Here is a 20828-nt window from a genome sequence, read left to right on the forward strand (position 1 = left end):
GGGCCGGATCGGCGGGCCACGGCGCTCCGCTTACGATCACGGGGTGGAGGAAGATATCCGGCGGATTGGGATCATGGGTGGCACCTTCGACCCGATCCACCACGGGCACCTCGTCGCGGCAAGTGAGGTGGCCGACCGGTTCGGCCTGGACGAGGTGGTCTTCGTCCCCACCGGGCAGCCGTGGCAGAAGGCCGACGAACCGGTCAGCCCTGCCGAGGACCGGTACCTGATGACAGTCATCGCCACCGCTTCCAACCCCCGCTTCCAGGTCAGCCGGGTCGACATCGACCGCAGTGGGCCGACCTACACGGTCGACACCCTGCGCGACATCCAGGCCGAGTACGGCCCCAAGGTGCAACTGTTCTTCATCACCGGAGCGGACGCCCTGCAACGCATCCTGTCCTGGAAGGACCTGGACGAGATCTTCGAGCTGGCCCACTTCGTCGGGGTGACCCGGCCCGGCTTCCCGCTTACCGACAAGCACCTGCCGGCGGACACGGTCAGCCTGATCCAGGTGCCCGCGATGTCCATCTCGTCGACCGACTGCCGCGCCCGGGTGGCCCGTGGCGAACCGGTCTGGTATCTGGTGCCCGACGGTGTGGTGCAGTACATCGCCAAACGCCGCCTCTATCAGCGCTGATCGCGCCCGGTATGGCCGCGTTTGTGCGCCTAACCGACCAGAACTGACGACTCGGGGTGTCAGCGGGTGTGAGACGCTTGGAGGATCGCACGGTTGATCGAAGGAGAACGGTGACAGTTTCCGAACGCGCTCACGAGCTGGCAATCGCAGCCGCCCAGGCCGCCGCCGACAAGAAGGCGCAGGACATCGCGATCATCGACGTCGGCGACCAGCTCGCCATCACCGACGCGTTCGTGCTCGCCGCCGCCCCCAACGAGCGTCAGGTGCTGGCCATCGTCGACGCCATCGAGGAGAGCCTGCTCGAGCTGCCGGAGAAGGCGAAGCCGGTGCGGCGCGAGGGCGAGCGCGGCGGCCGGTGGGTGCTGCTCGACTACGTCGACATCGTGGTGCACGTCCAGCACACCGAGGAGCGCGAGTTCTACGGGCTCGACCGCCTCTGGAAGGACTGCCCTACGATCCCGTTCGTCGATCGCGACCTGGTCGAGGCCGACGCCGGCGGGTCCGCCGCAGCCGAATGACCCGGCTGATCGTCTGGCGGCACGGCAACACCGACTGGAACGCCGCCAACCGCGTCCAGGGGCAGACCGACGTACCCCTCAATGAGCTGGGCCGCGACCAGGCTCGCGCCGCCGCGCCGCTGCTCGCGTCGCTGCGACCCGACGCCATCGTGTCCAGCGACCTGAGCCGCGCCGCGGATACCGCCGCCGCGTTGGCCGCGCTGACCGGGCTGCCGGTTCGCACCGACGCCCGGCTGCGCGAGCGGCACTTCGGCAAGTGGCAGGGCCTGCACCTCACCGAGGCCGCCGAGCGCTTCCCCGCCGAGTACGCCCGTTGGCGAGCCGGTGACCCCGACCCGGGCGCGGGCCTGGAGCCGCTGCGGGACCTCGGCGCGCGTGTCGCCGCCGCGTTCCTGGAGGCCGCCGACGCCGCCCCCGGCGGTACCGTGGTGATCGCCACCCACGGTGGAGCCTCCCGGCAGGGCGTCGGTCACCTGCTCGCCTGGGACCCGGGCGTGCTGCGCGCCGTCGGCTCGTTGGCCAACTGCCACTGGACGGAGCTGCGGCACGACGACGTCCGAGGCTGGCAGCTGCGCGGGCACAACGTCGGCCTGATCACCGCCGCCGCCGTCGTCGACGCGTTCTGAGCGCCGGCCCCGCCCGGCTGGGCGTGCCCGCGCCTCGGCGTTCGACGCCTCGATCGGCTAGCGTGCCGGGCATGCCCGTCGCGGTCGTGACCGACTCCACCGCCTACCTTCCGCCTGAGCTGGTGCAGCGGCACCGGCTGACAGTCGTCCCGCTGACCGTCGTGCTCAACGGCGCGGAGGGGCTGGAGGGGGTGGAGACCCAGCCGTCCGACGCCACACGGGCGTTGAGCGGCCGGCGGGTCACCGCGACCACCTCCCGGCCGGCGCCCGAGCAGTTCGTCCGCACGTACCGCCAGTTGCTCGACGCCGGCGCCGACGGGGTCGTCTCGGTGCACCTCTCCGCCGGCCTGTCCGGCACCGTCGAGGCGGCCCAGTTGGCCGCCGCCGACTTCGACGGCCGGGTCGAGGTCGTCGACAGCCGCTCCACAGGCATGGGGCTCGGCTTCCCGGCCATCGCGGCTGCCACCGCCGCCGAGGGCGGTGCCGACCTCGCCGGTGTACGCGACGCCGCGCTCACCGCCGTTGCACGGACCACCATCTGGTTCTACGTCGACACGCTTGAGTTCCTCCGCCGGGGCGGCCGGATCAACGCGGCCGAAGCGCTGTTCGGCACAGCCCTGTCGGTCAAGCCGATCATGCACATGCCGGACGGGGCCATCGTGCTGCGGGAGAAGGTCCGCACCGGCAGTCGGGGAGTGGCCCGACTCGTCGACCTGGCCGTCGAGGCGGCCGGAGACGACGACGTGGACCTCGGCGTGCACCACCTGGCCGCGCCGCAGCGGGCCGAGGCACTGCTCACCGCGCTCACCGAGCGGCTCGGCGACCGGGTGCACGACACGTACGTCTCCGAGGCCGGCGCGGTGGTCGCCGCGCACGCCGGGCCGGGGCTGGCCTGCGTCGTCGTGCACCGCCGCGCCGATGGCTGACCGGGTGCCCGCCTCCTATGTGGTCACCGGAGGTGGCCGCGGCGTCGGGCGGGCCGTGGTGCAACGGCTCGTGGCGACGGGTGCCGCCGTCGTCGTCGTGGAGCACGACGGCGACGCCCTCGACTGGCTGGCCGGAGACCCCGCCGCCGACCGCCTTGTCGCTGTGGTCGGCGACGCCGGAGCCGAGCCGGTGGCCGAGCGCGCCGCTGAACTGGCCGAGCGCTTCGCTCCGCTGACCGGCTGGGTCAACAACGCGGCCGTGTTCCGCGACGCCGCGCTGCACTCCGTGTCGGCCGACGCGATCCTGGACCTGATCGGGCTGAACCTGCGACCCGCCGTGGTGGGTGCCGCCGTCGCCGTCCGCCGGTTTCTCGCCGCAGGCAACGGCGGCGCGATCGTCAACGTCTCGTCGCACCAGGCTCGCCGGCCCGTGTCCGGCGCTCTGCCCTACGCCACAGCCAAGGCCGCCGTGGAAGGGCTGACCCGGGCGCTGGCCGTCGAGTACGGGCGGCACGGCATCCGCGCCAACGCCGTCGCGCTCGGCTCGATCGCCACCGAGCGGCACGCCGAGTTCCTCGCCGCGCAGGAGCCCTCCCAGGCCGAGTGGATCGACGCCGAGCTGAACCGACTGCACCCGGTAGGCCGTATCGGGCGGGCCGACGAGGTGGCAGAGGCCGTCGCGTACCTGCTGTCGCCGGCGGCGAGCTTCGTCAACGGGGTCATCCTGCCCGTGGACGGGGGACGGGCCATTCTCGGCCTCGATCCGGAGGCCCGCTGACCTGCTTCGACGGTCAGCATTCCCGTGCGCCTCGGGTTGGACCGCTCGGAGGTCTCTGACGCCCTTAGCAGATCGGCGCATGATCAGGGCGCTGTCCACAGTGGCAGTGGTTGTCCACAGGCAGAGGTCGTCGTGCCCCGCCACGCCGTGCGCCACCATAGCGTCGGGCCGTGTCGCACGACGAGGAGACAGAGGTACGCCAGCGCCTGCGCCGACTGACGCACCCACCGGCTGGCGTGCAGCCACCCCGGCCTGGGGCGCCGCTCGCGGGCGTACCTCTGATGGGCGCGCAGCCACCCTGGGCCAAAGCGCCGCTCGCGGGCGTACCCCTGGTGGGCGTGGTGCCGCCTCGGGCCAAAGCGCCGCTCGCGGGCGTACCCCTGGTGGGCGTGGTGCCGCCTCGGGCCGGGGCGCCGCTCGCGGAGCCGGCCCCGGACGGCCCGGCGGGCCAGCCCTCGTCGCTGCTGCCCGGGCCGGGAGCGTTCGATCCGGGGCGGCGCGGGGTGCGGGTGCTGGCGGTCGTCGCCGTGCTTGTGGTGCTGGCCGCCGCCGGTTGGGCCTGGCGGTCCCGGCCCCAGTCGGAGCGGGTCGCACCGCTGGCCACTGAGGCCGCCCCAGCCGCCACGGCGGGTGTCCCCGGTGCGTCCGGCTCGGGCGAGCTTGTGGTGGCGGTCGCGGGCAAGGTCCGCAAGCCCGGGCTGGTGCGGCTGCCGGCCGGCGCCCGGCTTGCCGACGCGGTGCAGGCGGCAGGTGGCCCGCTGCCTGGTGTCGACGTGGCGCTGCTCAACCCCGCCCGCAAGGTCACCGACGGCGAGCTGATCGTGGTCGGGGTGACGCCACCGCCGGTGCCGGCCGGCGCGATCGGCGCGGAGGCCGGTGGGGCACCGCCGGCCGGTCCGCTGAACCTGAACACCGCTACGCTTGCCCAGCTCGACGCGCTGCCCGGGGTGGGGCCGGTGCTCGCCCAGCGGATCCTCGCCTACCGGGATCAGCATGGCGGCTTCAAGGGCGTCGGTGATCTGCGCCAGGTCGACGGGATCGGCGACACGCGATACGAGCAGCTCAAGGACCTGGTGACAGTGTGAGCGCCCACCCCGTCGTCGGTGACCCGACCCCACCGGACCTCCGGCTGGCCGGGTTGGCCGTCGCCGCCTGGCTCACCGCGCTCGTCGGCCTGCACGTCGACGCCCATCTCCTCCTACTGGTGGCCGGGACGGCGACGCTGTTGACCGCGCTCACGAGCCTGCACCTGCTCGGCCGCCTCGGGCGACCCCGAGCCGTGGCCCGCCGGTACGGCTGGATCGTCGTCGCGGTCGGCCTCGGCGTGGTCTGCGGCGCGGCGGCAACCGCCGCTCGGCTGGCCGTCCGGGACTCGCCGCCGATCCGCGCCCTGGCCGAGGCGCGCACCCCGGTCACCGCCGACCTGGTCGTCCGGGACGACCCGCGCCAGATCCGATCCGCAGGCGGTCCCGGCATGCTGCTGGTGCCGGCCCAACTCGTCAAGCTCACCGGGCCGGACGGCGAGCGGGTCCAAACCTCGGTACGGCTGCTGATCCTGGCCACCGACCCGGCCTGGCGAGGGCTGCTGCCCGGGCAACGCGTGACCTCCGAGGGCCGGCTCGGCGTTCCGCGCGGTGGCGACCTCACCGCGGCGGTGCTCAGCACCACCGGGCCGCCCGAGCGGCAGGGCACGCCATCCTGGGCGCAACGTGCCGCCGGCACGCTGCGCGCCGGCCTGCAACGAGCCTGCGCGCCACTGCCCGACGACCCGGGTGGCCTGCTGCCGGGCCTTGTGGTGGGGGACACCAGCCGCTTGCCGCCCGCAGTCGAGGAGGACTTCCGGGCGACAGGCATGACACATCTCAATGCCGTCTCCGGCAGCAACGTCGCGATTGTCCTGGGTGCGGTGCTGCTGCTGGCCCGCTGGGCACGCGCCGGCCCCTGGCTCGCCGTCGGGCTCTGCGGGCTGGCGCTTGCGGGCTTCGTCATCCTGGTGCGTCCGTCGCCGAGCGTCGTACGGGCCGCCACGATGGGCGCGATCGGGCTCGCCGCGCTGGCCGCCGGCCGGCCCCGGGCCGCGCTGCCCGCGCTGGCCGCCGCTATCGCGGTGCTGGTGCTTGTCGACCCCGAGCTGGCCGGCGACGCCGGGTTCGCGCTCTCCGTGCTGGCCACCGGCGGTCTGCTGCTGCTCGCCCCACGCTGGCGGGACGCGCTGCGCCGCAGGGGCGTCCCGGGCGGGCTGGCCGAGGCGTTGGCGGTGCCGGCGGCGGCCCAGGTCGCCTGCGGGCCGGTGGTCGCCGCGATCTCCAGCACGGTCAGCCTGGTGGCGGTGCCGGCCAACCTGCTTGCGGTGCCGGCCATCGCGCCGGCGACGGTGCTGGGCGTGACGGCGGCCGTGCTGTCGCCGGTCTGGCCGGCAGGCGCCGAATTCGTCGCGTGGCTGGCGAGCTGGCCGGCCTGGTGGCTGGTCCTCATCGCCCACCACGGCGCACGACTGCCGGCCGGCACCCTGCCCTGGCCGGGTGGGGCGACAGGTGCCCTGCTGCTGGCCGGACTGACCGTGGCGCTGCTGGTCGCCGTACGCCGGCCGTTGGTGCGCAGGCTGGTCGCGGTCGTCGCCGTCGCCGCGCTTGTCGGCGCCCTCCCGGTCCGGCTGATGGCCTCGGGCTGGCCGCCGCCCGGCTGGGTGGTGGTGGCCTGCGCGGTGGGGCAGGGCGACGCCCTGGTGCTGCCGGTCGCCGCCGGCCGGGCCGTGGTGGTCGACGCCGGACCCGAGCCGGGGCCGGTGGACGCCTGCCTGCGGCGGCTGGGTGTGCGGGAGGTGCCGCTGCTGGTGGTGAGCCACTTTCACGCCGACCACGTGGGCGGGGTGGCCGGGGTGTTCCGGGGCCGGCGGGTGGCGGCGGTGCTGACCCCCGCGTCGACGGATCCGGAGGGCGGCCGGGACGCGGTCCGCTCGGCGGCAGCCGGCGGGCGGGCCGCGCTGCTCAGCACCACCGCCGGGGCGCGCCATCCGGTCGGCGGTGTCGACCTGCTCGTGCTCGGCCCGCCGTACTCGCTGACCGGCACGCGATCCGACCCGAACAACAACTCGCTGATGCTGCGCGCCACGGTCGCCGGGGTGCGGATCCTGCTGCCCGGCGACGCGGAGACCGAGGAGCAGCACGCGGTGCTGACGCGGGCGCTGCCGGGGCAGTTGCGGGCCGATGTGTTGAAAGTTGCTCACCATGGGTCGGCGTATCAGGACGGAAGCTTCCTGGACGCGGTGCGGCCGGCCGTCGCGCTGGTGCCGGTCGGTGCCGGCAACACGTACGGGCACCCGAACCCAGGGTTGCTGGCCCGGTTGGGCAGGGGCGGCGCACGGGTGCTGCGGACCGACACCGATGGCGATCTGGCGGTGGTTCGTGCCGGCGACGGGCTGGCGGTGGTCCGCCGAGGCGTGCCACCAGGGCGACAGCCGTGACAGCCGGCGGCAGGTGCTTGCCATGGAAATTGCGGCACCGCCAGAGCAAATGGCGGGCGTATTGCGGATTAGATGGTGAATCGAGATAGATGTCTGGATTTGCGCTAAGTGCGGGCTACGCCGACCGGGTGGCGAATGAGCAGGCCCGATCCCGCCGTGGGCCGTGCGAATATGGGCGACGTGACCCCCGCCAGCCTCGCACCCATTCTGCTCGTCCTCGGTGACGAGGAACTGCTCGCCACGCGCGCGGTCACCGAAGCTGTCGAGAAGGTCCGCAGCGTCGACCCCGATGTGGACGTCCGCGAATACCAGGCCGGTGTGCTCACCGTCGGCGAGATCGCCGAGATGCTCAGCCCATCGCTGTTCGGCGGGCGGCGGCTGCTCATCCTGCGCTCCGGCCAGGACGCCCGAAAGGACCTGGTCGCCGCCCTGCTGGCGTACGCCAAGAACCCCGACCCGGAGGTCCAGCTGCTGGTGCAGCACCTGGGTGGCGCCAAGGGCAAGGCGTTCGCCGACGGGCTGCGGTCGGCGGGTGCCACGGTGGTCCCGGCGGCCAAACTCAAGGGGCACCGTGAGCGGGTGGCCTTCGTCCGGGACGAGATCCGCCGGGCCGGCGGCAAGTGCACCGACGACGCCGCCGAGGCGCTTATCGCCGCGGTCGGCAACGACATGCGTGAGCTGGCCGCAGCCTGCTCCCAGCTCGTCGCCGACACCGACGGGCGGATCAGCGCCGACACAGTCGCCCGCTACTACAAGGGTCGGGTCGAGGTGACGGGCTTCACGGTGGCGGACGCCACAATGGTCGGCGACGTCCCCGGGGCTCTGGAGGCGCTGCGCTGGGCTCTGCACGTCGGTGTCGACCCGGTGCCCATCGCCGATGCACTCGCCGACGGTGTGCGCACGGTGGCCCGGGTGGCGTCGGCGGGGCGGGGCAGCCCGTACCAGCTCGCCAGCAGCCTCGGGATGCCCGCGTGGAAGATCGAGCGGGCACAGCGCCAGGGGCGCGGTTGGACGCCGGAAGGGCTGGTCCGGGCCATGCAGGTCGCTGCCGAGTGCAACGCGGCAGTCAAGGGCGGCTCGGACGACAGGGCGTACGCCCTGGAGCGCGCGGTCTTCTCGGTCGCGGCGGCGCGGCAGGGCAGCAGCCGGTGACGGGGCCGAACCGCACGGCGTGGGCCACCATCCCGGCCGCCGAGGAGCGTTACCGGCCGCTCTATGCCCGACTCCTCGGCCTGCGGTTCGTCAACCCCGGCGGGGTGCTCTGCTTCCTCTTCTTCGAGGGCACCGTCGCCCTGGCCGTGCTGCTCGCCTTGGCGGAGCTGGTCACCTGGTGGGCGGTGCTGGTGCTGCCCCTGGTGGTGGCGGTGATGGTCAAGCTCAACGACATGGTGGCCGCGACAGTGGTCCGGTCCGCCGCGCTCGTGCCGGAGCAGGAACGGGACCGCTTCCGCAGGCAGATGGAGCCGGTCGTCGGCCGGGCCCGGGTCGAGTGGATCTCGCACGGCGTAACCGGGGTCGTCGTCACGGTAGACGCGCCAGCCACGCACACCCGCCCGCCCGCCGAATCGCAGTAGATCTTGGAGGGAAACTGCCCCTCCAGGGGCGATTTCCCTCCAAGATCTCAGCCGGGTGCTGTGCCACAGACACGCGGAAGCCCCGGACCGGAGTCCGGGGCTTTCCGAATCAGTCTGACAGCGAGCGTCAGGCGGAGAGGGACACCACGCGCTTGGCGATCGCGGACTTGCGGTTCGCGGCCTGGTTGGAGTGGATCACGCCCTTGCTGACGGCCTTGTCCAGCTTGCGCGAGGCCTCCTGCATCAGAGCGGTGGCCTTCTCGACGTCACCGGCCTCTGCAGCCTCGTTGAACTTCCGGACGGCGGTCTTCAGCGACGACTTGACCGACTTGTTGCGCAGCCGGGCCTTCTCGTTCTGCCGGTTGCGCTTGATCTGGGACTTGATGTTCGCCACGCGACAGCCTCGTCTTGATAGCTCGGGTTGGTCAGCTTAGGTGCGCGGGATGACGAACATGCGTCAACGCTGCGCGAAGAGCCAGGTTACCAGGTCGCTCGGGACGAGCCAAAACGGCTCGACCACCGCGCGGCCGATCCCGGCTCGCCGGGGACCACGATACGCCCTCGGCCGCGCCGGCCGCGTCACTGCCAGCCCTGGCGGCGGGTGAGCCAGTCGAGGGCCTGCTCGCCGGTGCGTCGCCGGTGCGCACTCAGGTGCGGGGAGCCCGCCGCGTCCGCTCCGGTGAGGTAGTAGCCGGCCAGCGCGGCCAGTGTGGCGTCGAGGGCGTCCGGGGGCGCGCCCGTGGACGCCTGGTGCGCGGCGAAGAGCCGGTCGGCGTCCAGCCCGTCGGCGTACGCGGTGAGCAGCAGACCTGCCACGTCGAACCAGGCCGGGCCGGAACACGCCCAGGTCCAGTCGCAGAACCAGGCCCGACCGTCGGTGTCGACGAGCACGTTGTCCGCCCGCAGGTCGCCGTGGATCAGGCCGGTCGCCTCGGCGGCGTACCGGGGGAGGCGGGACTCCAGCGCCACCAGCTCGGGCAGCCGGCCCCGTACGGCCACGGGCAGCGCCGGGGTGGGCTCCCGGCCGGCGGCGACCTCCTCCCACCAGAGGATGTCCGAGCGGGCCAGGTCGGCGAGATGCGGCAGGCCGAGCGCCCTCAGCCCGGCCGGCGGGTCGGCAAGCGCGGCGGCGACCTCGGCGTACCCGGCGAGCGTGGCGCCCAGCTCGGCCGGCGCCCAGGGCCGGCGCGGGGTGTGACCGTCGACGGCGTCGGTGCAGAGCACGAACCAGCCGACCTCGTACAGGGTCCACCGAAGGCGGGGCGCGGGCAGGCCCACCGGCAGCCGTTCCAGGATCGCGGCCTCCCGGGCGTACGAGTCGACAAGGTGCGGCTCAGCCGCCGCCTTGACGAAGACCCTGCCCCCGTCGGCGGTGTCGAGCACGGCGGCGAAGCCGCCGGTGAAGCCGTCGGCGGCGACCCGGGTGGCGACCACCGCCGCACCGAGGCGGCCGGCGATCGTGGCCCGCAGCGCCGCAGGCAGCGCCGACCACGACGGGCGCGGCGCGCCCGCCTGGTGCGGAGGCGGCGGGGAAGACACCACACCATGCTGCCCCGGGGTACGTGCGCGGCGCGCGGCGACACTGCCAGACTGCCAAGCCATGAGGACCGAGGACTTCTGGCAGCTGATCGACGAGGCCCGGGCCGGCGGCGGGGGAGAGCCCGGCCCGGTCGCCGCGCGGGCCGTCGCCCTGCTCGCCGAACGCGACCCGGAGGACATCGTCGGGTACGCCCGGCACCAGACGCGGGTGCTGGCCGCCTCGCACAAGGCGGACCTGTGGGGCGCTGCGTACCTGATCAACGGTGGCGCCTCGGCGGACGGCTTCGAGCACTTCCGGGGCTGGCTGATGACCCAGGGGCGGGCCGTCTTCGCCCGCGCGGTCACTGACCCGGACTCGCTCGCCGAGTTGCCGCAGGTACGGGCTGCCTCGCTCAGCGGCGAGGAGTTCTCCGCCGAGCAGATGTTGGCGGTGCCCTGGGACGCGTACCGCAAGGCGACCGCGACGGAACTGCCGGCGGACCGGGACCCGGTGCGTACCCCGGATCTCAACGACTTCTGGGATTTCGACGACGAGGAGGAGGCCCGCCGCCGGCTGCCCCGGCTTGCCGCGCTCTTCGTCGAGCCGCCCCTGGAGTGAGGGGTTCTCGGAGCGATCCATCGCCCGCACAGCGGGGGCACCCCGGCGGCGTGGGAACATAGAGGGGGTCGGCGGCGCGCCGGCCTGTTCAGTCAGTCGACCAGAACGGACCGCTGTGCCACCGAAGCTCGATCCCGGCGCGAACGCTCCTGGTGCCACCGACCCCGGTCGCATCCGGAACTTCGGCATCATCGCCCACATCGACCACGGGAAGTCGACCCTGGCCGACCGGATGTTGCAGCTCACCGGTGTGGTCGACCCCCGGCAGATGCGCGCCCAGTACCTGGACCGGATGGACATCGAGCGCGAGCGCGGCATCACCATCAAGAGCCAGGCCGTCCGGATGCCGTGGACCATCCGCGAGGGCGAGCGGGCCGGTGAGCACGCGGTGCTCAATATGATCGACACCCCCGGGCACGTCGACTTCACCTACGAGGTGTCCCGGTCGCTTGCCGCCTGCGAGGGCGCGGTGCTGCTTGTCGACGCCGCGCAGGGCATCGAGGCGCAGACCCTTGCCAACCTCTACCTGGCGCTTGAGAACGACCTGCGCATCATCCCGGTGCTCAACAAGATCGACCTGCCGGCCGCCCAGCCGGAGAAGTACGCCGAGGAGTTGGCCCACCTGATCGGCGGCGACCCCGCCGACTGCATCCGGGTCTCCGGCAAGACCGGCGAGGGCGTGCCGTACCTGCTCGACGAGATCGTCCGGCAGTTCATCCCGCCGGTCGGTGACGCCGTGGCGCCCGCCCGCGCGATGATCTTCGACTCGGTGTACGACGTCTACCGTGGCGTGGTCACCTACGTCCGTGTCATCGACGGCCGGATCAGCGCCCGGGACCGGATCAAGATGATGTCCACGGGCGCCGTGCACGAGCTGCTGGAGATCGGCGTCATCTCACCCGAGATGGTCAAGGCCGAGGCGCTCGGCGTCGGCGAGGTCGGCTACCTGATCACCGGTGTGAAGGACGTCCGGCAGTCCCGGGTCGGTGACACGGTCACCATCAACAGTCGGCCGGCGGCCGAGGCGCTCGGTGGCTACAAGGACCCGAAGCCGATGGTCTACTCCGGCCTCTATCCGATCGACGGCTCGGACTACCCGAACCTGCGTGAGGCACTGGACAAGCTCAAGCTCAACGACGCCGCGCTTGACTACGAGCCGGAGACCTCCGGCGCGCTCGGCTTCGGTTTCCGCTGCGGCTTCCTGGGCCTACTCCACCTGGAGATCATCCGGGAGCGGCTGGAGCGTGAGTACAACCTCGACCTGATCTCCACCGCGCCGAACGTCGTCTACCGGGCGATCACGGACGACGGCGAGGAGATCGTCGTGACCAACCCGAGCGAGTACCCGACCGGCAAGATCGCCGAGGTGTACGAGCCGGTGGTCCGGGCGACAGTGCTGACGCCGAACGACTACGTGGGCGCGGTGATGGAGCTCTGCCAGGGCCGGCGCGGCACCCTGCTCGGCATGGACTACCTCTCGGCCGACCGGGTGGAGTTGCGCTACACGCTGCCCCTCGCCGAGATCATCTACGACTTCTTCGACCAGCTGAAGAGCCGTACCAAGGGCTACGCCTCGCTCGACTACGAGCCCTCCGGCGAGCAGGCGTCCGAACTGGTGAAGGTGGACATCCTGCTGCACGGCGAGCCGGTGGACGCGTTCAGCGCCATCGTGCACAAGGACAAGGCGTACAACTACGGCGTAACCATCGCCGCCAAGCTGCGGACGTTGATCCCGCGGCAGCAGTTCGAGGTGCCGATCCAGGCGGCCATCGGCAGTCGGGTCATCGCCCGCGAGACCATCCGCGCGATCCGCAAGGACGTGCTCGCCAAGTGCTACGGCGGTGACATCAGCCGTAAGCGCAAGCTGCTGGAGAAGCAGAAGGAAGGCAAGAAGCGGATGAAGATGGTGGGCCGGGTCGAGGTGCCGCAGGAGGCCTTCATCGCCGCGCTCTCCTCCGACTCCGGCGACGGCAAGGCCGGCAAGAAGTAGCCCGCACCCAGCACCCCACCACCCGGGCCCGGGTGATCAAGAGGCTTCGATCGGACGCGAGGTTCTTGATCAACAGTGCCCGAGGGCGGTGGGGTGCGGGTGCCTGTGGAGATTTTTTCGGTCCCGGCCGGTGGTCCGGGCACCTGGTCGCAGGGCACGTGACCTGTGTGGACGCGCTCCCACCCCAATCGACGCAGCCATCCGGCATTGACGTCTGCCGCTCGTTTCGTGGCGAGTCGGTTTGGTTTTTCCATGGGTCGGGCACTTAGCGGTCACGACAGGAAGCACACACATTGTGTGTCAGACGTTCTTTGAAGGAGGGCGACCGTGGAGCTCACCGTGTGGGGCATCATCACTGCCATCGTTATTGGTCTCATCGTCGGGGCGCTGGGTCGCCTGGTCGTTCCGGGCCGGCAGAACATGCCGATCTGGCTGCACCTGCTGATCGGTGTTGGCGCGGCCCTGCTGGGCACGGTGCTGGCGCGGGCGGTCGGCATCGCGACGGAGACGAACGGTGTCGACTGGGGCGAGCTGCTGGTGCAGGTCGTCGTCGCGGCCATCGCTGTCGCGCTCGTGGCCGGTGTGGGTGGCCGGCGTCGTGTGACCCGGTAACACAAGCATCACAGCGCACCACCGCAACCTTCGATGGCGCCCGACCGACAGGTCGGGTGCCCATCGGCGTTAGTCGTCCTGCGCGAAGTCGGCGCACGGCGTGGCGGCGCGGCCCCGCCAGACCCGATCGACCCCGAGCCGTGTCGCACGTCCCCTTGTATGCGTGATTGTGATCGTTCGGGGTGCCGAGTCGGTTTGGATTTTCGGGCGGTCGGGCACTTAGCGGTCACGACAGGAAACACACATTCGTGTGTCAGACATTCTTAGAAGGAGGGCGACCGTGGAGCTCACCGTGTGGGGCATCATCACCGCCATCGTTGTTGGTCTCATCGTCGGGGCGCTGGGTCGCCTGGTCGTCCCGGGCCGGCAGAACATGCCGATCTGGCTGCACCTGCTGATCGGTGTCGGCGCGGCCCTGCTGGGCACGGTGCTGGCGCGGGCGGTCGGCATCGCGACCGAGACCGCCGGTATCGACTGGGCTGAGCTGCTGGTGCAGGTCGTCGTCGCGGCCATCGCCGTCGCGCTCGTGGCCGGCGTGGGTCGCCGCCGCAGCGTCACCCGGTAACAACCTGGCATCACCCGCACCGCGAACGAACGCCCGGCCGATGGTCGGGCGTTCTTTCGTGGCGGAGTGCCCGACTTCGACCTGATGCCACGACCCCTCGCGTCGATGCCCTTGCGGTACCGTCGCCACGCTTCGGGCGCTCCGACCACTGTCGTAAAGGATTTCTTCGTACTAAGGTGCGGCGGAGAAGGTTAGTTCCAGGCGGCGCGAGGGGAGAAGTGGCGTGAACAGGTGGAAGCGGCTGGCCCCGGTCACCGCCGTGGTGGCCTCGGCCGCGATGGTGCTGACCGGCTGCGGAGGCTCCGGCGAGGACGCGGCCGACGACAGCAAGCTCACGGTATGGATGATGGGCGAGGGCGGCGACGCGCAGAACGCCTTCCTCGACTCGGTCGAGACGGAGTTCCGGCAGAAGCACCCCGACACCGACGTGGTGGTGCAGTACATCCCCTGGCTCGAAGCGCCCAAGAAGTTCCAGGCCGCGCTCGCCGGCGGTGAGGGACCGGACATCACCGAGCTGGGCAACACCGAGACCCAGGGCTGGGCCGCCCAGGAGGCGCTCGCCGACGTGAGCGGCCGGATGGGCGGCTGGGCCGACGGCAAGGACCTGCTGCCCGACCTCGTGAAGAACGCGCAGCTCGACGGCAAGCAGTACGGCGTGCCCTGGTACGCGGGCGTGCGCGCCATCTACTACCGCACCGACTGGTTCGCTGAGGCGGGCGTGCAGCCGCCGAAGACCTGGGACGACCTGGTGAGCGTGGCCAAGGCCGTGCAGGCGAAGAAGAAGGGCACCTACGGCATCGCCCTGCCGGGCAACTCCGAGCTGCCCTTCTACTCGTTCCTCTGGGGTGCCGGCGGCGAGATCGCCAGCAACCAGGGCGGCGCCTGGAAGTCCGGTTACACCACAGCCGAGGCGCAGCGGGCGGTCAAGTTCTGGACCGACCTGGTGACAGTGCACAAGGTGGCCCCGCCGGCCGCTGCCGGCTGGAACGAGATCGACGCGCGTACCCAATTCGCCACCGGCAAGGCCGCGATGGCCTTCGCCGGCAGCTGGCAGCAGGGTGCCATCAAGAAGGACAACCCCGAGATCGAGAAGGTCTGGGGTACGTTCCCGATCCCCGGCCCGGACGGCAAGGCGGCACCCGCGTTCGCCGGTGGCTCGGACGTGGCGATCTGGAAGGACAGCGCGCGGCAGGACCTGGCCTGGGACTACCTGACCGTGCTGCTCAACAAGAAGAACGCGCAGAGCTTCGCGAGCAGCCTCGGCTTCTTCCCGGTCTACAAGGACCTGGTCGCCGGTGACACGTACGCAAACGACAAGGTGATGGCCGCGTTCGCCACCACCATGCAGAACACCAAGCTCACGCCGCTCACCCCGAAGTGGGTGGAGGTCAGCCGCACCAAGACGGTGACCCAGGCGATGAACAGCTCGGTCATGAAGGGCCAGAAGACGGTCGAGAAGGCCACCGCCGACGCGGCCGCCGAGATGGAAGGCATTCTGAACAGCAAGTGAGCGCACAGACCAAAAGCCCGGAGACGGCCGCCGCGCGGGAGATCCCCGTGCGGCGGCGTCGCCGGGTGGACCGCCTGCCGTACCTGCTGCTCCTGCCCGCCCTGGTGATCATTGGGGTGTTGCTGCTCTGGCCGCTCGGCCAGGTGGTGACGATGTCGTTCTACCGGCTCAACAGCGTGCGGCAGTTGCGCGGCGACCGGGAGTGGCCCTGGGTGGGCCTCGGCAACTACATCGAGATCCTCACCGACCCGTTCTTCCTGACGGTGCTGCGCAACACCGTCCTGTTCGCCGCCGCCAACGTGCTGCTCACGATGGTCCTCGGCACCCTTGTCGGGCTGCTGCTCAACCGGCTCGGCCGCAAGATGGCGACATTCGTGGCCAGTTGCGTGATGCTGGCCTGGGCCACCCCTGCGCTGACCGGCACGATCGTCTGGAAGTGGATCTTCGACGACACGAGCGGCCTTGTCACCTGGCTGTTCAACGCACTGCCGGACGGCCTGTCCAACGGGCTGTTCGGCCGCAGCGACTGGACCGGCTACGGCTGGTTCAACTCCCCGCTGCTCTTCTTCGCCATCCTCACCCTGGTGGTGGTGTGGCACTCGTTCCCGTTCATCGCGGTGAGCGTGCTCGCCGGCCTGAAGAGCGTGCCGAGTGAGCTGCACGAGGCGGCCCGGGTCGACGGTGCCAGCCCGTGGCGGGTCTTCTGGAAGATCACGTTCCCGCTGCTGCGCCCGGTCTTCGGGATCCTGATCGTGCTCTCCACCATCTGGGACTTCAAGGTCTTCACCCAGCAGTTCGTGTTGGCCGGCGGCACCCAGGACCGGCCGACGTTCATGCTCTCCATCTACTCGTACGCCGAAGCGTTCTCGCCACCGCCGAAGTACGGCCTCGGCGCGGCCATCGCGGTGATCCTCACGCTGATCCTGCTCGTGGTCACCGGCTTCTACGTACGGATGGTGCTCAGGCAGGAGGACGAGTCGTGAAGAAGGTCGCGCTCAACGCCGCCGGGCTGCTGGTCGCGCTCTTCGCGGCCTTCCCGGTCTACTGGATGATCTCCACCTCGTTGAAGCCGAGCAGTGAGATCTTCTCGTCCACCCCGCAGCCGGTGCCGGCCCACCCGACGCTTGCGCACTACCGGGAGATCCTGACCGGCAACCTCATCCCGGGCGTGAGCTTTTTCGACTTCTTCCTCAACAGCGCGCTGGTGGCGGTCGCGACGGTGCTGCTCAGCGGCCTGGTCGCCCTGCTCGCCGCGACGGCGGTGGCCCGGTTCCGCTTCAAGCTGCGGACCAGCTTCCTGATCATGCTGCTGGTGGTGCAGATGATCCCGCTGGAGGCGCTCGTCATCCCGCTGTTCCTGATGATCCAGCGCCTCGGGCTCTACAACACCCTGCCCAGCCTGATCCTCACGTACCTCGGCTTCTCGTTGCCGTTCGCGGTCTGGATGCTGCGGGGCTTCGTCGCGGCGGTGCCAAAGGAGTTGGAGGAGGCCGCCGCGATCGACGGCGCGAGCCGCGCCCAGATCTTCCGCCGGGTCCTCTTTCCTCTTGTCGCGCCGGGCCTGGTCGCCACGAGCATCTTCTCGTTCATCACCGCCTGGAACGAGCTGATCTTCGCGTTGACGTTCATCAACGACCAGAGCCGCTACACGCTGCCGGTGGCGATGACGTTCTTCTTCGGACGGGACGACACCAACTGGGGGCCGGTCATGGCCGCCTCCACCCTGTTCACCCTGCCGGTCATCATCTTCTTCCTGCTGGTGCAGCGACGAATGGTCTCCGGCCTGGTGGCTGGGGCCGTCAAGGGCTGACCGCCGCGAGAGTCGACCCGGATGGAGCGCCGCTAGGCTGACGTCCATGACGGGCAGGGTGGCAGCGGTGAACCTCGGCGTGGTGACCGAGGCGAAGTGGGCCGGCGACGCGAGCGGTCGCAGCGGCATCGACAAGCGGCCGGTGGACACGCCAGTGCTGTTCCGTGTCGACGGCGTGGTCGGCGACTTCATCGGCGAGCGAGCCCACCACGGCGGCGAGGACCAGGCGGTCTACGCCTACGCCGAGGAGGACGCCGCCTGGTGGGCGACCGAGTTGGGGCGCGACATTCGGCCCGGCGGCTTCGGCGAGAACCTCACCACCTACGCGGTCGACCTGACCGGCGCGGTGATCGGTGAGCAGTGGCAGATCGGGTCCACAGTGCTCCAGGTGACCAAGCCGCGTACGCCGTGCACCACGTTCGCCGGCTTCTGGGGCGTACCGGACCTGATCAAGCGGTTCACCGCGCGGGCTCTGCCCGGCGCCTACCTGCGGGTGCTCCAAGAGGGCGAGGTGGGTCCGGGCGACCCGATCGAGGTGGTGGACCGGCCCGCCCACGGGGTGACAATCGGCGAGGTGTTCCGAGCCACAAGTCTGGAGCCGGAGCTGCTGCCCCGGCTGCTGGAGGCGGACGACCTGCCGGAGTCGATCCGGGAGAAGGCCCGCCGCCGGCTCGCCAGTCGCGCCTGATCGTCCGGCAGAGAGGCGGTCGCCGGAGCCGCAGATGTGAGGAAGGGCCCCCTGCTATACAGAAAGCGATAGCAGGGGGCTCTTCCTCGGGCGTCAGCGGAGCCAGGGGATGTTGCGGTCGAGCAGACCGCGCTCCTTGAGCTCCTTGCGCAGCGGGATCTCGTCGTCGACGTACCCGTCCCAGTTGATGCCCCAGTAGTTGGCGGTGTGGGTGCCCTCGCCGATCAGCTGGCGCTGCACGGGGGTGCGGTTGCGGTACCACTCGCCGTTCACGTCCGGGTGCAGCTCGTCGAGCGGGCGGATCCACCGGTAGGTGTAGCCGACGAAGAGCATCTTGCGGGTGATCGTCGACAGGTTCGTCGACCGGGAGTGCCACTGCCGGCGGTCGAAGATGAACGCGTCGCCCGGGTTGGCGGTGATCTCCACCGTGCCCTCCGGGTCGGGGTTCTGCACGGTGAGGTCCGCCGGCCGGGGCAGCGAGTTCTTCAGGTGGCTGCCCGGGATGACCTTTGTGGCACCGCGGCCGGTCTCCGAGAGGTCGGAGAGCACGTACGCGACCTTGAGCGAGAACATCGGCCGGGGCAGGTTCGGGTCCATCGTCTCCGGGTCGGAGTTCTGGCGGTACCCGTCCTGGTGCCAACCCCAGTACGGCTTCTCCGGCTCGGCGGCCGGGGGAGTGACGTCCAGGTGGTTGTGGTGGGTGTAGATGTTCCAGCCGGCCAGCCCCCACATGTACGGGAAGGCGATCGGGTGGGTGAGCAGCTCACCGAAGAGTTCGTCGCGCTCCAGGAAGCCCAGCAGGTGCAGCGTGCCGTCCTTCTTGGTGGTGCCCTTGGCCTGCTCCTCCGCGTAGACGCGGTCGACAGCCGCCTCCAGCGCCGCCCGGTGGTCCTCCGTCAGGACGTTGCGGAGCAGGAGGAAGCCCTGCTCGTGGAACTCCTTGCGGTCAGTGTCGCTGATCGGTTCGTAGCCGGTCCGGTCGCCGTAATCGAACACCGCGTCGTACCCCTCCCCATGAGGTGAATATGTTTCTGGCACAGGCCGCCGATCGTAACGCGGCGGCCTCGGCATCGGGGAGAGTGCATCGCACGAATGGGATTCGGCGGGACACCACGCAGCGGGGAGACTGCGAAGAGTGAGTTTTCGGTGATCAATAGGGGTGTTCGTGGATCAATGCCCGATTGTGCGGTGACTGCCGGTTAAGGGCTCCGGATCGGTCAGCCCTCGTTGAACACCTCGGCCACCACCTGGCCGGAGGAGTTCTGCTCCTCGGTCACCCGATCCCAGGTGCCGTTGCGGGCGGTCCACTCCTGGTCACCGAAACGGACCCGCTTCACGCCGTGGTCCCGGGCGTGCGAGACCAGCCAGTGCGCGTACCGCCAGCCGTCCCGCTGGTCGTCCGGAGTCACCGCCAGCCCGGTCGGGTCGGTCGGGTCGGTCCCCTTCAACCCCCAGTCCAGCACCAGGTTGCGGGTCAGCTGCGTGGCCGCCGCCGCCCCACGCATCACAGGGGTACGCCCCACCGTGCACGCCACCGCGCCTGTGACGTCGCCGAGCAGGGCCCGGCTGAGGACCTCGGACTCGTCGGCCCACTTCTGGTACGCCTCGGGGAACGCCGAGCGCTGCACCCGCTGGGCGGCGTCGGTGACCCGCATCTTCTCCCAGCCGCGCACCTTCTTCAGTGCCGCGTAGAAGCGGTTCGCCGCGTAGCGCTGGTCGCGGATCTGCGCCGGGGTGCCCCAGCCCTGGCTCGGGCGCTGCTGGAACAGGCCTACCGAATCCCGATCGCCGTCGGCGAGGTTGCGCAGCCCCGACTCCTGGTACGCGGTCGCCAGCGCGACCACCACGGCCCGCTCGGGCATCCCGCGCTGGGCGCCGATCGCCGCGATCGTCGCCGCGTTGGCCATCTGGTCGGCGTCCAGCACGACCCGGCCGTCGGCCTGGACCGTGCAGGTCCGACCCGCCAGCGGCAGCCGCAGTCGATCCCCGGCCTGCCGTACGACGAGCCAGATCGCGATCACGGCGACGAGGATGAGAACCACACCACCCGCCACGGCTGCCCGAGTTCGCACTCACACCCCCAGATCGACAGTCCGACAAGCGTACGTCCCCGTTGGCGTCGTCCGGGTCGTCCGGGCGTTTCTCGACCCGGGGAGCGGGGAAGGCCGAAGTGACGTTCCCCGCCGTCGCCAGGACAAACCGGCTACTCGTCGACCGGCACCCAGGCGGCGTCCCGCTTCTCCCGGAACGCCATGATCCCCTCGCGCCCCTCGTCGGAGAGGAAGTAGCCGGTCGACAGCGCGGACAACCGGGCCAGGTCCTCGCGCAGTTCGGCGGTGCCGGGCCGGCGCAGCAGCCCCTTCGCGCCGGCCAACGCCGCCGGTGCGCCGCGCACCAGCGAGTCGCAGTACCGGACCACCGCCGCGTCCAGCCCGTCCGCCGGCACGGCGGCGGTGACCAGGCCGATCTCGGCGGCCCGTCGGCCGTCGAAGGTGTCAGCGGTCAGGTACAGCTCGGCGGCGGCACGCGGGTGCAGCCGGGGCAGCACGGTCGCCGAGATCACCGCCGGGATCACGCCGATGCGCACCTCGGTGAACGCGAACGTGGCCTCCTCGGCGCAGACCGCCAGGTCGGCGGCCGCGATCAGGCCCAGCCCGCCGGCCCGGGCCGGACCGGCGACCTTCGCCAGCACGGGCTTCGGGCAGTCCCAGAGCGCCGCCAGCACGTCACCGAGCATCGCGGCCGGCACCGTCCCGCTGGCGTACGCCATGGCGGTCTCCTTGAGGTCCGCTCCGGAGCAGAAGACCGGGCCGGTGTGGTCGAGCACGATCACCCGGACCGTGTCGTCGGCGACCGCGTCGGCCAGCCCGGTCAGCAGTTGCGTCATCAGGGCGGTGGAGAGCGCGTTGCGGTTGTGCGGGCTGTCCAAGGTGAGGGTGGTCACCCCACGGGCCGTGGCGACCCGCACGAGGACGTCGGGAGAGGTCATGC

At 71.1% G+C, this 20828-nt stretch carries 22 protein-coding genes; 17 read left to right on the top strand and 5 right to left on the bottom strand.

Annotated features, from left to right (window positions below; all coding sequences use genetic code 11):
* Positions 1-43: 43 nt before the first annotated feature.
* From nadD to ACFY2Q_RS08395, 9 genes are all read left to right on the top strand, one after another.
* Positions 44-640, top strand: coding sequence for a nicotinate-nucleotide adenylyltransferase (nadD, locus tag ACFY2Q_RS08355; protein ID WP_357012636.1), 597 nt, complete (start codon positions 44-46; stop codon positions 638-640).
* 110 nt (positions 641-750) lie between these two features.
* Positions 751-1158: a ribosome silencing factor gene (rsfS, locus tag ACFY2Q_RS08360; RefSeq protein WP_387128518.1), complete on the top strand. Its 408-nt coding sequence runs from the start codon at positions 751-753 to the stop codon at positions 1156-1158.
* Positions 1155-1784, top strand: a complete 630-nt coding sequence (locus ACFY2Q_RS08365) for a histidine phosphatase family protein (protein WP_387128519.1) — start codon at positions 1155-1157, stop codon at positions 1782-1784. The genes rsfS and ACFY2Q_RS08365 overlap by 4 nt, the downstream gene beginning before the upstream one ends.
* 71 nt (positions 1785-1855) lie before the next feature.
* Positions 1856-2710: a DegV family protein gene (locus ACFY2Q_RS08370; RefSeq protein ID WP_387128520.1), complete on the top strand. Its 855-nt coding sequence runs from the start codon at positions 1856-1858 to the stop codon at positions 2708-2710.
* Positions 2703-3488 carry an SDR family NAD(P)-dependent oxidoreductase gene (locus tag ACFY2Q_RS08375; RefSeq protein ID WP_387128521.1) on the top strand — a complete coding sequence of 262 codons (786 nt, stop codon included), beginning with the start codon at positions 2703-2705 and terminating at the stop codon, positions 3486-3488. Before ACFY2Q_RS08370 ends, ACFY2Q_RS08375 begins: the two co-directional genes overlap by 8 nt.
* A 170-nt stretch (positions 3489-3658) precedes the next feature.
* A complete protein-coding gene (locus ACFY2Q_RS08380) occupies positions 3659-4573 on the top strand; it encodes a helix-hairpin-helix domain-containing protein (RefSeq protein WP_387128522.1) in 915 nt (304 codons plus the stop codon).
* Positions 4570-6951, top strand: coding sequence for a ComEC/Rec2 family competence protein (locus tag ACFY2Q_RS08385; protein ID WP_387128523.1), 2382 nt, complete (start codon positions 4570-4572; stop codon positions 6949-6951). Before ACFY2Q_RS08380 ends, ACFY2Q_RS08385 begins: the two co-directional genes overlap by 4 nt.
* A gap of 171 nt (positions 6952-7122) precedes the next feature.
* Positions 7123-8103, top strand: a complete 981-nt coding sequence (holA, locus tag ACFY2Q_RS08390; RefSeq protein ID WP_387129103.1) for a DNA polymerase III subunit delta — start codon at positions 7123-7125, stop codon at positions 8101-8103.
* Positions 8100-8525, top strand: a complete 426-nt coding sequence (locus tag ACFY2Q_RS08395) for a hypothetical protein (protein WP_387128524.1) — start codon at positions 8100-8102, stop codon at positions 8523-8525. Before holA ends, ACFY2Q_RS08395 begins: the two co-directional genes overlap by 4 nt.
* A gap of 127 nt (positions 8526-8652) precedes the next feature.
* Here ACFY2Q_RS08395 and rpsT read toward each other — a convergent pair whose 3' ends face one another.
* Both rpsT and ACFY2Q_RS08405 read right to left on the bottom strand, forming a co-directional pair.
* Positions 8653-8919 (bottom strand): 30S ribosomal protein S20, encoded by a 267-nt coding sequence (gene rpsT / locus ACFY2Q_RS08400; RefSeq protein WP_074313654.1) that lies wholly within the window; start codon positions 8917-8919, stop codon positions 8653-8655.
* A 185-nt stretch (positions 8920-9104) separates the two neighbouring features.
* Positions 9105-10064 (bottom strand): phosphotransferase family protein, encoded by a 960-nt coding sequence (locus ACFY2Q_RS08405; protein WP_387128525.1) that lies wholly within the window; start codon positions 10062-10064, stop codon positions 9105-9107.
* A 61-nt stretch (positions 10065-10125) separates the two neighbouring features.
* On the opposite strand from ACFY2Q_RS08405, the gene ACFY2Q_RS08410 reads away from it, so the two are divergent.
* The 8 genes from ACFY2Q_RS08410 (at position 10126) to ACFY2Q_RS08445 (ending at position 17837) form a co-directional block, all read left to right on the top strand.
* Positions 10126-10662 carry a DUF4240 domain-containing protein gene (locus ACFY2Q_RS08410; RefSeq protein ID WP_387128526.1) on the top strand — a complete coding sequence of 179 codons (537 nt, stop codon included), beginning with the start codon at positions 10126-10128 and terminating at the stop codon, positions 10660-10662.
* A gap of 115 nt (positions 10663-10777) precedes the next feature.
* Complete coding sequence (gene lepA / locus ACFY2Q_RS08415; RefSeq protein ID WP_387128527.1) at positions 10778-12652, top strand: translation elongation factor 4; 1875 nt, start codon at positions 10778-10780, stop codon at positions 12650-12652.
* Between the two features lie 327 nt (positions 12653-12979).
* On the top strand, positions 12980-13264 hold the full coding sequence (locus tag ACFY2Q_RS08420) for a GlsB/YeaQ/YmgE family stress response membrane protein (RefSeq protein WP_387128528.1): 285 nt from the start codon (positions 12980-12982) through the stop codon (positions 13262-13264).
* A 280-nt stretch (positions 13265-13544) separates the two neighbouring features.
* Positions 13545-13829, top strand: coding sequence for a GlsB/YeaQ/YmgE family stress response membrane protein (locus ACFY2Q_RS08425; protein ID WP_387128529.1), 285 nt, complete (start codon positions 13545-13547; stop codon positions 13827-13829).
* 223 nt (positions 13830-14052) lie between these two features.
* Entirely contained in the window at positions 14053-15339 is a 1287-nt protein-coding gene (locus ACFY2Q_RS08430) for a sugar ABC transporter substrate-binding protein (protein ID WP_387128530.1), read from the top strand.
* Positions 15336-16322: a carbohydrate ABC transporter permease gene (locus tag ACFY2Q_RS08435; protein ID WP_387128531.1), complete on the top strand. Its 987-nt coding sequence runs from the start codon at positions 15336-15338 to the stop codon at positions 16320-16322. The genes ACFY2Q_RS08430 and ACFY2Q_RS08435 overlap by 4 nt, the downstream gene beginning before the upstream one ends.
* Entirely contained in the window at positions 16319-17149 is an 831-nt protein-coding gene (locus tag ACFY2Q_RS08440; RefSeq protein WP_387128532.1) for a carbohydrate ABC transporter permease, read from the top strand. The genes ACFY2Q_RS08435 and ACFY2Q_RS08440 overlap by 4 nt, the downstream gene beginning before the upstream one ends.
* A gap of 46 nt (positions 17150-17195) precedes the next feature.
* Positions 17196-17837, top strand: a complete 642-nt coding sequence (locus ACFY2Q_RS08445; protein ID WP_387128533.1) for an MOSC domain-containing protein — start codon at positions 17196-17198, stop codon at positions 17835-17837.
* A gap of 93 nt (positions 17838-17930) precedes the next feature.
* Here the strand turns inward: ACFY2Q_RS08445 and ACFY2Q_RS08450 are convergent, their stop codons facing one another.
* From ACFY2Q_RS08450 to ACFY2Q_RS08460, 3 genes are all read right to left on the bottom strand, one after another.
* Positions 17931-18833: a phytanoyl-CoA dioxygenase family protein gene (locus ACFY2Q_RS08450; RefSeq protein ID WP_091409805.1), complete on the bottom strand. Its 903-nt coding sequence runs from the start codon at positions 18831-18833 to the stop codon at positions 17931-17933.
* 221 nt (positions 18834-19054) lie between these two features.
* Positions 19055-19909 carry a hypothetical protein gene (locus tag ACFY2Q_RS08455; RefSeq protein ID WP_387128534.1) on the bottom strand — a complete coding sequence of 285 codons (855 nt, stop codon included), beginning with the start codon at positions 19907-19909 and terminating at the stop codon, positions 19055-19057.
* 131 nt (positions 19910-20040) lie between these two features.
* Complete coding sequence (locus tag ACFY2Q_RS08460) at positions 20041-20826, bottom strand: enoyl-CoA hydratase-related protein (protein WP_387128535.1); 786 nt, start codon at positions 20824-20826, stop codon at positions 20041-20043.
* Between the last annotated feature and the right edge of the window lie 2 nt (positions 20827-20828).

Origin of the sequence: Micromonospora sp. NPDC000316 (assembly GCF_042898885.1) — a bacterium.
In the GTDB taxonomy this organism is placed as follows: domain Bacteria; phylum Actinomycetota; class Actinomycetes; order Mycobacteriales; family Micromonosporaceae; genus Micromonospora.

What these genes read in the sequence shown, in the direction of transcription:
- ACFY2Q_RS08375 (WP_387128521.1), top strand. Translation starts at nt 2,703, where the DNA reads ATGGCTGACCGGGTGCCCGCCTCCTATGTGGTCACCGGAGGTGGCCGC.
- ACFY2Q_RS08445 (WP_387128533.1), top strand. Translation starts at nt 17,196, where the DNA reads ATGACGGGCAGGGTGGCAGCGGTGAACCTCGGCGTGGTGACCGAGGCG.
- holA (WP_387129103.1), top strand. Translation starts at nt 7,123, where the DNA reads ATGGGCGACGTGACCCCCGCCAGCCTCGCACCCATTCTGCTCGTCCTC.
- ACFY2Q_RS08410 (WP_387128526.1), top strand. Translation starts at nt 10,126, where the DNA reads ATGAGGACCGAGGACTTCTGGCAGCTGATCGACGAGGCCCGGGCCGGC.
- ACFY2Q_RS08370 (WP_387128520.1), top strand. Translation starts at nt 1,856, where the DNA reads ATGCCCGTCGCGGTCGTGACCGACTCCACCGCCTACCTTCCGCCTGAG.
- ACFY2Q_RS08365 (WP_387128519.1), top strand. Translation starts at nt 1,155, where the DNA reads ATGACCCGGCTGATCGTCTGGCGGCACGGCAACACCGACTGGAACGCC.
- ACFY2Q_RS08460 (WP_387128535.1), bottom strand. Translation starts at nt 20,826, where the DNA reads ATGACCTCTCCCGACGTCCTCGTGCGGGTCGCCACGGCCCGTGGGGTG.